Origin of the sequence: Pseudomonas sp. SWRI99 (assembly GCF_014270125.1) — a bacterium.
GTDB lineage: Bacteria > Pseudomonadota > Gammaproteobacteria > Pseudomonadales > Pseudomonadaceae > Aquipseudomonas > Aquipseudomonas hamedanensis.
On the sequence record NZ_JABWQR010000003.1, the window covers coordinates 59773 to 72607 of the forward strand.

The 12835-nt window shown below is 58.9% G+C and carries 14 protein-coding genes; 2 read left to right on the forward strand and 12 right to left on the reverse strand.

Going from position 1 to position 12835, the window contains the following annotated elements; all coding sequences use genetic code 11:
- Nucleotides 1-150 precede the first annotated feature (150 nt).
- Nucleotides 151-474, forward strand: coding sequence for a ferredoxin FdxA (gene fdxA, locus HU743_RS03300; RefSeq protein ID WP_186635278.1), 324 nt, complete (start codon nucleotides 151-153; stop codon nucleotides 472-474).
- Nucleotides 475-1008: 534 nt separating this feature from the next.
- On the opposite strand, the gene rpoS is transcribed toward fdxA, so the two are convergent.
- The 8 genes from rpoS to HU743_RS03340 form a co-directional block, all read right to left on the reverse strand.
- Entirely contained in the window at nucleotides 1009-2016 is a 1008-nt protein-coding gene (gene rpoS, locus HU743_RS03305; protein WP_186620923.1) for an RNA polymerase sigma factor RpoS, read from the reverse strand.
- A gap of 106 nt (nucleotides 2017-2122) precedes the next feature.
- Nucleotides 2123-2992, reverse strand: coding sequence for a peptidoglycan DD-metalloendopeptidase family protein (locus HU743_RS03310; RefSeq protein ID WP_186620924.1), 870 nt, complete (start codon nucleotides 2990-2992; stop codon nucleotides 2123-2125).
- 212 nt (nucleotides 2993-3204) lie between these two features.
- Nucleotides 3205-3840 carry a protein-L-isoaspartate(D-aspartate) O-methyltransferase gene (locus HU743_RS03315; protein ID WP_160768345.1) on the reverse strand — a complete coding sequence of 212 codons (636 nt, stop codon included), beginning with the start codon at nucleotides 3838-3840 and terminating at the stop codon, nucleotides 3205-3207.
- 41 nt (nucleotides 3841-3881) lie between these two features.
- Nucleotides 3882-4631, reverse strand: a complete 750-nt coding sequence (surE, locus tag HU743_RS03320) for a 5'/3'-nucleotidase SurE (RefSeq protein WP_186550209.1) — start codon at nucleotides 4629-4631, stop codon at nucleotides 3882-3884.
- Nucleotides 4619-5677 (reverse strand): tRNA pseudouridine(13) synthase TruD, encoded by a 1059-nt coding sequence (truD, locus tag HU743_RS03325; protein WP_186646927.1) that lies wholly within the window; start codon nucleotides 5675-5677, stop codon nucleotides 4619-4621. Before truD ends, surE begins: the two co-directional genes overlap by 13 nt.
- Nucleotides 5674-6147, reverse strand: coding sequence for a 2-C-methyl-D-erythritol 2,4-cyclodiphosphate synthase (gene ispF, locus HU743_RS03330; RefSeq protein ID WP_186646929.1), 474 nt, complete (start codon nucleotides 6145-6147; stop codon nucleotides 5674-5676). Before ispF ends, truD begins: the two co-directional genes overlap by 4 nt.
- Nucleotides 6148-6200: 53 nt before the next feature.
- On the reverse strand, nucleotides 6201-7046 hold the full coding sequence (fghA, locus tag HU743_RS03335; RefSeq protein ID WP_186635272.1) for an S-formylglutathione hydrolase: 846 nt from the start codon (nucleotides 7044-7046) through the stop codon (nucleotides 6201-6203).
- 88 nt (nucleotides 7047-7134) lie between these two features.
- Nucleotides 7135-8247 carry an S-(hydroxymethyl)glutathione dehydrogenase/class III alcohol dehydrogenase gene (locus HU743_RS03340; protein ID WP_186620927.1) on the reverse strand — a complete coding sequence of 371 codons (1113 nt, stop codon included), beginning with the start codon at nucleotides 8245-8247 and terminating at the stop codon, nucleotides 7135-7137.
- Between the two features lie 115 nt (nucleotides 8248-8362).
- Here HU743_RS03340 and HU743_RS03345 point away from each other — a divergent pair, with 115 nt between their 5' ends.
- Nucleotides 8363-9259 carry a LysR substrate-binding domain-containing protein gene (locus HU743_RS03345; protein ID WP_186635269.1) on the forward strand — a complete coding sequence of 299 codons (897 nt, stop codon included), beginning with the start codon at nucleotides 8363-8365 and terminating at the stop codon, nucleotides 9257-9259.
- A 132-nt stretch (nucleotides 9260-9391) separates the two neighbouring features.
- Here HU743_RS03345 and ispD read toward each other — a convergent pair whose 3' ends face one another.
- The 4 genes from ispD to kdsA form a co-directional block, all read right to left on the reverse strand.
- Nucleotides 9392-10099 (reverse strand): 2-C-methyl-D-erythritol 4-phosphate cytidylyltransferase, encoded by a 708-nt coding sequence (gene ispD, locus HU743_RS03350; RefSeq protein WP_186646931.1) that lies wholly within the window; start codon nucleotides 10097-10099, stop codon nucleotides 9392-9394.
- Complete coding sequence (gene ftsB, locus HU743_RS03355; RefSeq protein WP_007964293.1) at nucleotides 10096-10374, reverse strand: cell division protein FtsB; 279 nt, start codon at nucleotides 10372-10374, stop codon at nucleotides 10096-10098. The genes ispD and ftsB overlap by 4 nt, the downstream gene beginning before the upstream one ends.
- 170 nt (nucleotides 10375-10544) lie before the next feature.
- A complete protein-coding gene (gene eno, locus HU743_RS03360; protein WP_016771461.1) occupies nucleotides 10545-11834 on the reverse strand; it encodes a phosphopyruvate hydratase in 1290 nt (429 codons plus the stop codon).
- A 155-nt stretch (nucleotides 11835-11989) separates the two neighbouring features.
- On the reverse strand, nucleotides 11990-12835 hold the full coding sequence (kdsA, locus tag HU743_RS03365) for a 3-deoxy-8-phosphooctulonate synthase (protein WP_007954807.1): 846 nt from the start codon (nucleotides 12833-12835) through the stop codon (nucleotides 11990-11992).

The window sequence follows — 12835 nt, forward strand, 5'->3', positions numbered from 1 at the left end:
GGATATAACGCAAACGGCTTCAAGCTGTTAGAATCTCGCGCGGTTTGGGATGCTGCCGGCTAATAGCCTGGCTGGCAGGTATCGCTCCCGAACCTGGCGACCCCAACCGTGAAGGGGCAACGCTGCCGCCGCCTGAGGAGAGAATTAGAAATGACCTTCGTCGTCACCGACAACTGCATCAAGTGCAAGTACACCGACTGCGTAGAAGTCTGTCCGGTGGACTGCTTTTACGAAGGCCCGAACTTCCTGGTGATTCACCCGGATGAGTGCATCGACTGCGCGCTGTGTGAACCAGAGTGCCCTGCCGTGGCGATCTTCTCGGAAGACGAGATTCCGGCTGGCATGGAAAACTTCATTGAGCTCAATGCCGAGCTGGCGGATATCTGGCCCAACATCACCGAACGCAAGGATCCATTGCCGGATTCTGCCGAGTGGGATGGCAAGCCAAACAAGATCGAACAACTCGAACGCTGATCTGACCGCGCTCGAATGAAAAGGCCCCTTGCGGGCCTTTTTGCTTTTTGAAGGTTCTACTTTTCTGCAGACGAAAAAAGGGGCGGTATGACCCGCCCACATTTTTTCCCTATTCCCTGTATTCCTTTTCATCGTCCTGATGAATCGCGTCCTGCGATGTCCGTTCCCTTCATCCGTAAAGGGCGTGTCTGTCCGTCGACACAACTCAGATATTAGAGAGTTCCCCGGCGGGAGCAATCGGCGCTGAGGGCGCGACTGCGGTGTCATCAGCCTTTAACATTAAAAAAATAACCATTCCAATCAATAGGTTAAGCCATAACGACAGCCGACATAGACGTCTGCCACTGTGTAAAAATTCCGAACACTTACGACACAGTAAGCAATGGCTTACAGCAGGAGACTACAAACGCAGAAAGTGCTGACCGCTGGTCAGGTGCCTTGCCCGTGCCCCGCCGGTCCTTTCTTCAACACAAAAACAAAAAGCCCCGACTGGTCGAACCAGGCGGGGCTTTTCGCGGGCGGTCGCTCGAGTGCTTATTGGAACAGCGACTCGCTCGACAGGCCATTCTTCTCGAGAATTTCGCGAAGACGCTTGAGGCCTTCTACCTGGATCTGCCGGACCCGTTCCCGGGTCAGGCCAATCTCCAGGCCTACATCCTCCAGCGTGCTGCTTTCATGACCGCGCAGGCCGAAGCGGCGTATCACCACCTCGCGCTGTTTGTCGGTCAGCTCGGACAGCCACTGATCGATGCTCTGGGACAGATCGTCGTCCTGCAGCAGTTCGCAGGGATCGGTCGGACGGTCGTCGGTGAGGGTGTCCAGCAGGGTTTTATCCGAATCCGGACCCAGCGAGACGTCGACCGAAGAAACCCGTTCATTCAGGCCGAGCATACGCTTGACCTCGCCTACCGGTTTTTCCAGCAGGTTGGCGATTTCTTCGGGTGAAGGTTCGTGATCGAGCTTTTGCGTCAGCTCCCGTGCGGCCCGCAGGTACACGTTGAGCTCCTTGACCACATGGATCGGCAACCGGATGGTCCGGGTCTGATTCATGATGGCGCGCTCGATGGTCTGACGAATCCACCAGGTCGCGTAGGTCGAGAAGCGGAAACCGCGCTCGGGATCGAACTTTTCTACCGCGCGGATCAGCCCGAGGTTGCCCTCTTCGATCAGATCCAGCAGCGACAGCCCCCGATTGACGTAACGCCGGGCGATTTTGACCACCAGCCGCAGGTTACTTTCAATCATGCGCTTGCGCCCGGCCGGATCGCCACTTTGCGACAAGCGCGCAAAATGAACTTCTTCCTCCGGGGAGAGCAATGGGGAAAAGCCAATTTCGTTGAGATACAACTGCGTGGCATCAAGTGCACGCGTGTAGTCGATGTACTTGTGTTGTTTAAGTGAAGCGGAGTGTTTGGATCTGGAACGAACGGAAGGTGGAGCAGCCCCTTCATCATTCAACATCGAATCCGAATCGATGCCGGTCTCCATAAGGAGAACCTCATCGTCGATGTCAAACTCCGGCACTTCTTTACTGAGAGCCATTGTTATAGTCCTTTGGTGAGTTCGACCCCAAGCTCAAGCGACGCCTTTATCCTTGGCAGCGCTGGAGCCTGTCCCCTCTACGCGACGGAACAGGCTGGCTTACAAATCAACGTCTTGGCAGGAACTGCAGTGGATCCACAGGTTTACCTTGGCGGCGAATCTCAAAGTGCAGTTTCACCCGGTCCGTACCCGTTGACCCCATTTCGGCAATTGTCTGTCCGACCTTGACCTGCTGTCCCTCCCGAACCAACAGCCTGCGGTTGTGACCGTAGGCACTGACGTAGGTTTCGCTGTGTTTGATGATGACCAATTCGCCGTAGCCCCTTAAGCCACTCCCGGCGTATACGACCGTCCCATCAGACGCAGCTAAAACAGGCTGTCCCAAATCTCCGGCGATATCAATTCCTTTATTCAAACTACCGTTTGAAGAGAATTTTCCAATAAGAATGCCATTAGATGGCCATCCCCAGCCGGTCGGGGCTGGCCCTGCCGGAGGCAATGGTGCAGGGGTTGGCTTGTTCGCGACGGACGGTACAGCCCCGGCAGAACCGGTGGTTGTGGTGGTCGTCGTGCCATTGGCCTGGCGCCGGATTACTGTGGTTTTGCTCGACGAAGAAGGCGAAGAACTGGTGTTTCTCACCACGGCTGTCGACGTTGATCCGCTACGCCCGTCAAAGCGAATTGTCTGACCTGGGTGGATCGTATACGGCGTAGGAATATTGTTCCGCGCAGCGAGGGCTTTGTAGTCCCAGCCGTAGCGAAACGCGATCGAAAACAGCGTGTCGCCCGGACGGACTACATACTGCCCGGTCGTTACGGTCGGCCGCTGGGCCACTGCCTTGTTGCGATCGACGACACTCACGTTGCTCGATTTGGTGCTGGAGCAACCGACCAGCAGGGTGCTCAAGACAAGGCCAGTCACCAGGCGCTGAAAGCTCGTGTTACCCATACGCTGCGCAATGACTCTGAGACTCACCCGCCGCTCCCTTTGTGGTGGCTGAAAAATGTGTGATACCGGTACCCGGCATCAAATGTCGCAAGTATAACGGGCAGAACCGGCTTTACCCTTAATGAAGCGAAATCGCTGTGCGCACACGTTTGCCAGCTGGCAATACGCTACGTTTAATCCGACATTGCCGCTGTAAGACCGAGGCCGTTGAAAGGAATTCAACAGCGGCAAACAAATGCTCAGGCCAGTGGCCCGTTGAGCAAAGGCACGAAGCGCACAGCGCCCAGAACGTGGCGGGAAAAGCCGTGTTCTTCGCGCACGATCAGCATCAGTTGTTGCACCTCGCCCGACCCGACCGGAATCACCATGCGCCCGCCAGGCGCCAGTTGATCGAGCAAGGCTTGCGGTACATCGGTTGCGACCGCCGTGACGATAATGCCGTTGTAAGGTGCCAGCGCCGGCCAGCCTTCCCAGCCATCGCCCCAGCGAAACACCACGTTGCGCAGGTTCAATTCAACCAGACGTTCCTTGGCGCGATCCTGCAGCACCTTGATCCGCTCGACGGAAAACACCCGTTCGACCAGTTGCGACAGCACCGCCGTCTGATAACCGGAGCCGGTACCGATTTCCAGTACTTTATCCAGCGGCCCCGCTTCCAGCAGCAGCTCGCTCATGCGCGCCACCATATAAGGCTGGGAAATGGTCTGGTTGTTGCCAATCGGCAATGCGGTGTCTTCATAAGCGCGATGGGCCAGCGCTTCATCGACGAACAGGTGACGCGGCGTTCGCCGAATAACCTCCAGCACCTTGGCGTTGCTCACGCCTTCTTCATACAGGCGCTGGATCAGGCGTTCGCGTGTGCGCTGGGACGTCATGCCGATGCCGCTGCGCAGGCGATCTTCGTGTTCACGCGCCATCAGCCGAGTCCTCCCAGCCAGCCGTCAAGACTTCTGAAGGCATCGTTGAAGGTGCGATCGAGCTGCAACGGGGTAATGGAAACGTAGCCTTGCATCACTGCATGAAAATCAGTGCCCGGACCGCCGTCTTCGGCATCGCCGGCCGCTGCAATCCAGTAACCGGCCTTGCCACGGGGGTCGACCACTTTCATCGGCGCCGCCGCCCGGGCGCGATGGCCGAGTCGGGTCAGCTGGATGCCACGGATGTGATCGATCGGCAGATTGGGAATATTCACGTTGAGCACCGTGCGCGGCGGCAAATCGAGCCCGGCATGCGCCTCGACCAGTTTGCGCGCAAAGTAGGCCGCCGTCGGCAGGTTATCCACCTGACGCGAGACCAGCGAAAAGGCAAACGAGGGGCGTTCGAGGAAACGTCCCTCCAGGGCCGCCGCCACCGTCCCGGAATACAGCACATCATCGCCAAGGTTGGCGCCGAGATTAATGCCGGAAACCACCATGTCCGCTTCGCGCTCCAGCAGACCGTTAAGGCCCAGGTGCACACAGTCGGTCGGCGTGCCATTGAGGCTGATGAAGCCATTGGCCAGGTATTGCGGGTGCAACGGACGGTCGAGCGTCAGCGAACTGCTGGCGCCGCTTTTGTCCTGCTCGGGGGCGATAACCACGCACTCGGTGTAATCCGCCAGCGCAGCATAAAGCGCGGCGAGACCGGGTGCGGTTACCCCATCGTCGTTAGAAATCAGAATACGCATGGGCTGTCCGTCTGCCCCACCGGCACCAGATCAACGAGTTCGCGCACCAATACGGTGGCGAAGCATCCGGCCGGGAGGACGAATTCCAGTTGCAGAATGTCAGGCTGGGGATAATGCCACGTCAACCCGCCAATGGGCAGTCGCAGGATGCGACGTTCGTGGCTCATGCCGGCGTGAATCAACCAATCACGCAGATCCGCTTCACGCGCGGCGATCCCCTGCTCCAGATCATGGACTGTCCCTGTGGCCGGAGAGTCACCTGCCCCCCACTGCGGACCGGTCGGATGCAGATCGAGAATCGCCAGTCGCGGGTCGCTGCACTCGGCTTCACCGGCCGGGAAAAAACTGCGGCTGTCAGTGAACGCGAGCAGATCGCCGACCAGCGCAAGCTGCCAAGTGCCATCGGCAACACGCGCCGCCAGCACCTGATTGAACAGAAAGCTGCGCGCCGTCGACAGCAAACGCGAACGTACGTTGCGCTGTTCCGGCAAGGCCTTGCGCGCCGCCCACGCCCGCGCATCGACGACGTTACCGCCGTCATGACCGAAACGCTGGGCGCCGAAATAATTGGGAATGCCTTGCTTGACGATCAGTTGCAGGCGCTGTTCCAGCGCAGCCTCATCGCCGGCGAACTGAGTCAGGCGCAAGGTGAAGCCATTGGCCGAGTGCGCGCCGCGTTGCAGCTTGCGCTTGTGGCGCGTGGTCTTGAGGATCCTCAACGTGTCGTTTTCCGCCGCCGACAGGTCCGGATCGGCCTTGCCCGGCAACTGCACGCTGAACCACTGGCGAGTCAGGGCCTGACGATCCTTGAGGCCGGCATAGCTGACAGTACGCAAGGGCACACCGGCGGCCTTGGCGATCCGCCGTGCGGCTTCTTCGGTATTCAATCCACGCTTTTCCACCCAGATCCACAGATGTTCGCCGTCGCCACTGAACGGGATATCCAGAACTTCATCGACCTGGAAGTCTTCGGCAATGGCTTTCAGTACCGCCGTGCCGAGGGGTTCACCGTAGGCGCGTGGGCCGAGCAATTGCAGTTCATTCATGCGCGCAGCAACAAGGCAACGGAATGCACGGCGATGCCTTCTTCGCGACCGACAAAGCCGAGCTTTTCGGTGGTGGTAGCTTTCACGTTCACTTGATCCAACTCTACTTGAAGATCCGCAGCGATCAGCGCGCGCATCGATTCGATATGCGGGGCCATCTTCGGCGCCTGGGCAACAATGGTGTTATCGACGTTACCGACCTTCCAGCCCTTGGCATGGATCAGACTGACCACATGACGCAGCAGCATTCGACTGTCGGCGCCCTTGAATTGCGGGTCGGTGTCCGGGAAGTGTTTGCCGATATCACCCAGCGCCGCTGCGCCGAGCAAGGCATCGCTCAGGGCGTGCAGCAGGACGTCACCGTCGGAATGAGCGAGGAGCCCGAAGCTGTGTGCAATCTGCACGCCGCCGAGAGTAATGAAATCGCCTTCAGCGAAACGGTGCACATCATAGCCGTGGCCAATACGCATAAAAAAACGCCCCGATTTTTGTCAGGGCGTGATTCTACCTGCTTTGTCAGACATTAGGCGCCTAGAGCGCGCGCGTGATGCTGCAAGTGGTCGTCAATAAAGCTTGAGATGAAGAAATAGCTATGGTCATAGCCCGGTTGCAGGCGCAACGTCAGCGGGTGGCCCGCCTGTTTTGCCGCTTGTTGCAGGGCTTCGGGTTTGAGCTGGGTCGCGAGGAAATCGTCGCGATCACCTTGATCGACCAGTAACGGCAGCTTCTCCGAGGCCTCCGCGATCAGCGCACAGGCGTCCCACTCTTTCCACTTGGAACGGTCTTCGCCCAGGTAATGAGAGAAGGCTTTCTGACCCCAAGGGCAATCAATCGGATGGGTAATCGGCGAAAACGCCGAAACCGACTGGTAACGCCCCGGATTGCGCAATGCACACACCAAAGCACCGTGACCGCCCATGGAGTGTCCGCTGATGCTGCGTTTGTCGGAAGCGGGGAAATGCGCTTCAACCAGTGAAGGCAATTCCTGCACGACATAGTCATGCATCCGATAGTGGCGCGCCCAGGGTTCCTGCGTGGCATTCAGATAAAACCCGGCGCCGAGACCAAAATCCCAAGCCTTGTCCGCATCGTCCGGGACATCCGGGCCACGCGGGCTGGTGTCCGGTGCGACGATGATCAAACCAAGCTCGGCGGCCATGCGCATCGCACCGGCCTTTTGCATGAAATTTTCATCGGTGCAGGTCAAACCCGACAACCAGTACAGCACCGGCAGCTTGCCGCCCTGCTCTGCCTGCGGGGGCAGGTACACGGCGAACACCATGTCGCAATCAAGCACCTCGGAGCGATGGCGATAGCGCTTGTGCCAACCGCCGAAACTCTTCTGACAGGAAATGTTTTCCAGATTCATAGCACTTCAGCCGCAAGCTGCGAGCTTCAAGCTGCACGAGGGCGTTGCGCCTGCTTGCAGCTTATGGCTTGTAGCTTGTCGCTGCTCCTTAGAAATGAATGACAGTGCGGATGCTCTTGCCTTCGTGCATCAGGTCGAAAGCCTTGTTGATGTCTTCCAGACCCATGGTGTGGGTGATGAAAGTGTCCAGCGGGATTTCGCCGCTTTGGGCCATATCGACGTAGCTCGGCAATTCGCTGCGGCCACGCACACCGCCGAATGCCGAACCGCGCCAGACGCGACCGGTGACCAACTGGAACGGCCGGGTAGCGATTTCCTGGCCGGCGCCGGCAACGCCGATGATCACCGACTCGCCCCAGCCTTTGTGGCAGCACTCAAGCGCGGCGCGCATCAGTTGCACGTTGCCGATGCATTCGAAGGAGAAGTCCACGCCGCCATCGGTCATGTCGACGATGACTTCCTGGATCGGACGATCGAAGTCCTTCGGATTGACGCAGTCGGTGGCACCCAGTTGTTTGGCGATTTCGAATTTGGCCGGGTTGATGTCGATCGCGATGATCCGTGCAGCCTTGGCTTTCACCGCACCGATCACGGCAGACAAACCGATACCGCCGAGGCCGAAGATCGCCACGGTGTCACCGGGCTTGACCTTGGCGGTGTTGAGCACGGCGCCAATGCCGGTAGTCACGCCGCAACCGAGCAGGCAGACCTTCTCCAGCGGCGCGTCCTTGGCGATCTTGGCCACGGAAATTTCCGGCAGCACGGTGTATTCCGCGAACGTCGAGGTGCCCATGTAGTGGAAGATCGTTTCGCCCTTGTAGGAAAAACGCGATGTGCCGTCAGGCATGAGGCCTTTACCTTGAGTGGCACGAATCGCCTGACACAGGTTGGTCTTGCCAGACTTGCAGAATTTGCACTGGCCGCATTCCGGGGTGTACAGCGGAATGACGTGATCGCCAACAGCGACCGAGGTCACGCCCTCGCCAATGGCTTCGACGATGGCGCCACCTTCGTGGCCGAGAATCGACGGGAAGATGCCTTCCGGATCGGCGCCTGACAAGGTGTAGGCATCGGTGTGGCAAACCCCGGAAGCGACAACGCGCAGCAGCACTTCACCGGCCTTGGGCATGGCGACATCGACTTCTACGATTTCCAGCGGCTTCTTGGCCTCGAAGGCAACGGCGGCGCGTGACTTGATCATGCTGACTCTCCAGTGAATCCAATGAATATAAAACAGACAAACAGTGTAGTTCAGCGCTCAGTGATTAATAATCCGGACAAATGCAAAATATTATTGCTGTACAGGGACAATCTTCATGTCGGAAAACCGTTGGGAAGGCATCGACGAGTTCGTTGCCGTCGCCGAATGCAGCCAATTCACCGCAGCGGCAGAGCGACTCGGGGTTTCGTCCTCGCACGTCAGTCGCCAAATCGTCCGGCTGGAGGAGCGTTTACAGACGCGCCTGCTGTATCGCAGCACCCGGCGAGTGACGCTGACCGAGGCCGGGCAGACTTTTCTCCAGCACTGTCAGCGCTTGCAGGATGGCCGCGAAGAGGCGTTGCGCGCGGTTGGCGATCTGACCAGCGAACCGAAAGGCATGCTGCGCATGACCTGTGCCGTGGCCTATGGCGAACGGTTTATCGTGCCGCTGGTGACACGATTCATGGGGCTTTACCCGCAACTGCGCATCGATATCGAACTGAGCAATCGCCAACTGGACCTGGTGCACGAGGGTCTGGACTTGGCAATCCGCCTCGGCCGGCTGCAGGATTCGCGGCTGGTCGCCACTCGCCTGGCACCACGGCGCATGTACCTGTGCGCATCGCCGTCCTACCTGGAACGGTACGGTCGCCCACACAGTTTGTCGGAACTGAGTCGGCATAATTGCCTGATTGGCAGCTCGGACATCTGGCAACTGGAACAGAACGGGCGGGAATTTTCCCAGCGGGTGCAGGGCAACTGGCGTTGCAACAGCGGACAGGCGGTACTGGACGCGGCGCTGCAAGGGGTGGGGTTGTGTCAGTTGCCGGATTATTACGTGCTCGAACATTTGCACAGCGGCGCGTTGATTTCCTTGCTGGAGGCGCACCAGCCGCCGAATACGGCGGTGTGGGCGTTGTATCCGCAGCAGCGGCATTTGTCGCCGAAGGTGCGCAAGTTGGTGGACTTTCTGAAGGTGGGGTTGGCTGAGCGGCCGGAGTACAGGGTTTGAGTTATGGACTGCCTGTGTGAGCGCTTTCGCGAGCAGGCTCGCTCCCACAAGGGAAATGCATTTAGCCGTCGAACGCGGTTAACTGTGGGAGTGAGCCTGCTCGCGAAGGCAATCTGTTAAGCGCCATAACACTCAGCGGCGATTAGCCCAACGCTGGCGCAACCATTCCAGGTCTTCAGGTCGGGTCACCTTGAGATTATCCGCCCGCCCCTCGATCAGTCGCGGCGCCAGACCGGCCCACTCCATCGCCGACGCTTCATCGGTAATCACGGCATCCGCCACCAGACTGTCGGCCAACGCCCGATGCAACGCGCCGAGGCGAAACATCTGCGGCGTATACGCCTGCCAGATCACGCTGCGATCCACGGTTTCAACTACGCGCCCGTTTTTATCGACGCGCTTGAGCGTGTCGCGGGCAGGCACGGCCAGCAGGCCGCCCACCGGGTCATCAGCCAGTTCAGCGAGCAGTTTGTCGAGATCGTCGCGACTCAGATTCGGCCGTGCCGCATCGTGCACCAGCACCCAATCTTCGTCGTCGGCACCGTGCGCATGCAGATGCAGCAAGGCATGGAGTACCGAAGCGGAACGCTCTGCCCCGCCATCAACCCGCTGAATCCGCGGATCGTTGACGCACGCCAGGTGCGGCCAATAAGGGTCGTCAACAGCAAGACTGACCACCAGCCCCTTCAGGCTTGGGTGATCAAGGAAACAGCCGAGGCTGTGTTCGAGAATTGTACGCCCGCCCAGTTGCAGATACTGCTTGGGACGGTCCGCGGCCATTCGGGCACCGACGCCCGCGGCAGGAATCACGGCCCAGAAGGCCGGCAGGGAATCGATCATTGGGCCAACTGGTAAAGGGTTTCGCCGTCCTTGACCATGCCCAGTTCGTGACGAGCCCGCTCTTCAACGGTCTCCATGCCCTTTTTCAGTTCGCTGACTTCGGCGTCCATGACCCGGTTGCGCTCCAGCAGGCCTTCGTTCTCGGCGTGTTGGTCGGCAATCTGCTGTTTCAGCTCGGCGACCTGCGCCAGACTGCCATTGCCCACCCACAGGCGGTACTGCAGACCGGCCAGCAGCAAGAGCAAAACGAGAAACAACCAGTAAGGACTGCGCATCGAATATCAGGTATCCAGTGAAAAAAGACAGCCACGCCACAACTTTGAAGCATCTGATAGCACGAAGCCTGGAAAGGTCCAGGCTTGTGCTTAAGGCATCAGATTAGTGGCAAATCCATCGCTGTCACGACTTTTTCGACACAATCCGGTGTCCTTTGATCAGGTTGCGCTTAACCGCGGAACTCGGCGCGACCGTTGTACTTGGCCTTGCCGTTCAACTGCTCTTCGATACGCAGCAGTTGGTTGTACTTGGAAACGCGGTCGGAACGGCACAGCGAACCGGTCTTGATCTGGCCAGCCGAGGTACCAACAGCCAGGTCGGCAATGGTCGAATCTTCGGTTTCGCCGGAACGGTGCGAGATCACTGCGGTGTAACCGGCAGCCTTGGCCATCTGGATGGCTTCCAGGGTTTCGGTCAGGGTGCCGATCTGGTTGAACTTGATCAGGATCGAGTTGGCGATCTTTTTATCGATGCCTTCTTTCAGGATCTTGGTGTTGGTCACGAACAAATCGTCGCCGACCAGTTGCGTTTTCTCGCCGATCTTGTCGGTGAGGATTTTCCAGCCAGCCCAGTCGGACTCGTCCAGGCCATCTTCGATGGAGATGATCGGGTAGCGCTCGGTCAGGCCCTTGAGGTAGTCGGCGAAACCTTCAGCGGTGAACACCTGGCCTTCGCCGGACAGGTTGTACTTGCCGTCTTCGTAGAATTCGCTCGCGGCGCAGTCCAGCGCCAGGGTCACGTCAGTGCCCAGCTTGTAACCGGCGTTGGCCACGGCTTCGGAGATCACTTTCAGCGCGTCTTCGTTGGACGCCAGGTTCGGTGCGAAACCGCCTTCGTCGCCAACGGCAGTGCTCAGGCCACGGGCCTTCAGCACGGCTTTCAAGTGATGGAAAATCTCGGTACCCATGCGCAGACCTTCCGAGAACGACTTGGCGCCCACCGGCTGCACCATGAATTCCTGGATGTCGACGTTGTTATCGGCGTGCTCGCCACCGTTGATGATGTTCATCATCGGCACCGGCATCGAGTACACACCCGGGGTGCCGTTGAGGTTGGCGATGTGTGCGTACAGCGGCAGGTCCTGATCCTGAGCAGCCGCCTTGGCCGCAGCCAGGGACACAGCGAGGATGGCGTTGGCGCCCAGGGTCGCTTTGTTTTCGGTACCGTCGAGCTTGATCATCGCGTGGTCGAGGGCTTTCTGGTCGCTTGGGTCGGTGCCCAGCAGCAGATCGCGGATCGGACCGTTGATGTTGGCTACCGCTTTGAGCACGCCCTTGCCCAGGTAACGGCTCTTGTCGCCATCACGCAGCTCGAGTGCTTCACGCGAGCCAGTGGATGCACCGGACGGCGCGCAGGCGCTGCCGATGATGCCGTTGTCGAGAAGCACATCCGCTTCCACGGTGGGGTTGCCACGGGAGTCGAGAACTTCACGACCTTTGATGTCGACGATTTTTGCCATTGTTGTAAACACTCCAAAGTTGACGAAAACGACGCAGCTAGAGGAAATCTTTATCGTCGGCAAGCGAAGTACAGCGGGCAGACTTGCAGACGACAGCGCTCACGCCCGAGGGCATGAGCGACAAATCGTGCGGTACTTTACCGGAGAATCGAGCGTTACGCGGTTTCTACCGTCGGAAAACTCTTCACCAGTTCGTCCAAAGCCTTGAGCTGGGCCAGGAATGGCTCCAGTTTGTCCAGACGCAAGGCGCAAGGGCCGTCGCATTTGGCGTTGTCCGGATCCGGATGTGCTTCGAGGAACAGACCCGCCAGCGACTGGCTCATGCCGGCCTTGGCCAGATCAGTGACCTGTGCGCGGCGACCGCCGGCGGAGTCGGAACGACCGCCAGGCATTTGCAGCGAATGGGTCACGTCGAAGAACACCGGGTATTCGAACTGCTTCATGATGCCGAAGCCGAGCATGTCGACCACGAGGTTGTTGTAGCCGAAGCTCGAACCGCGCTCGCAGAGAATCAGTTGATCGTTACCCGCTTCGACGCACTTGTTCAGGATGTGTTTCATTTCCTGGGGCGCGAGGAACTGGGCTTTCTTGATGTTGATGACGGCGTTGGTCTTGGCCATCGCGACAACCAGATCGGTCTGGCGCGACAGGAAGGCCGGCAACTGGATGATGTCGCAGACCTCAGCGACGACCGCGGCCTGATCCGGCTCGTGGACGTCGGTGATGATCGGCACGCCGAAAGCCTGTTTGATGTCCTGGAAGATGCGCATGCCCTCTTCCAGGCCAGGACCGCGGTAGGAGGTCACAGAAGAACGGTTGGCCTTGTCGAAGCTGGCCTTGAACACGTAGGGGATACCGAGTTTTTCGGTGACCTTCACGTACTCTTCGCAAACCTGCATGGCCATGTCACGGCTTTCCAGCACGTTCATGCCGCCGAACAGCACCATGGGTTTGTCATTGGCAATCTCGATGTCGCCGACGCGGATAATCTTCTGTGCCAT

Coding starts and splice junctions, on each gene's coding strand:
- ispF (WP_186646929.1), bottom strand. CDS start 6,147: ATGCGTATTGGCCACGGCTATGATGTGCACCGTTTCGCTGAAGGCGAT.
- ispD (WP_186646931.1), bottom strand. CDS start 10,099: ATGATCGATTCCCTGCCGGCCTTCTGGGCCGTGATTCCTGCCGCGGGC.
- fdxA (WP_186635278.1), top strand. CDS start 151: ATGACCTTCGTCGTCACCGACAACTGCATCAAGTGCAAGTACACCGAC.
- HU743_RS03315 (WP_160768345.1), bottom strand. CDS start 3,840: ATGACGTCCCAGCGCACACGCGAACGCCTGATCCAGCGCCTGTATGAA.
- truD (WP_186646927.1), bottom strand. CDS start 5,677: ATGAATGAACTGCAATTGCTCGGCCCACGCGCCTACGGTGAACCCCTC.
- HU743_RS03345 (WP_186635269.1), top strand. CDS start 8,363: ATGTCGGAAAACCGTTGGGAAGGCATCGACGAGTTCGTTGCCGTCGCC.
- surE (WP_186550209.1), bottom strand. CDS start 4,631: ATGCGTATTCTGATTTCTAACGACGATGGGGTAACCGCACCCGGTCTC.
- eno (WP_016771461.1), bottom strand. CDS start 11,834: ATGGCAAAAATCGTCGACATCAAAGGTCGTGAAGTTCTCGACTCCCGT.
- HU743_RS03340 (WP_186620927.1), bottom strand. CDS start 8,247: ATGATCAAGTCACGCGCCGCCGTTGCCTTCGAGGCCAAGAAGCCGCTG.
- fghA (WP_186635272.1), bottom strand. CDS start 7,046: ATGAATCTGGAAAACATTTCCTGTCAGAAGAGTTTCGGCGGTTGGCAC.
- rpoS (WP_186620923.1), bottom strand. CDS start 2,016: ATGGCTCTCAGTAAAGAAGTGCCGGAGTTTGACATCGACGATGAGGTT.
- ftsB (WP_007964293.1), bottom strand. CDS start 10,374: ATGCGCAGTCCTTACTGGTTGTTTCTCGTTTTGCTCTTGCTGCTGGCC.
- kdsA (WP_007954807.1), bottom strand. CDS start 12,835: ATGGCACAGAAGATTATCCGCGTCGGCGACATCGAGATTGCCAATGAC.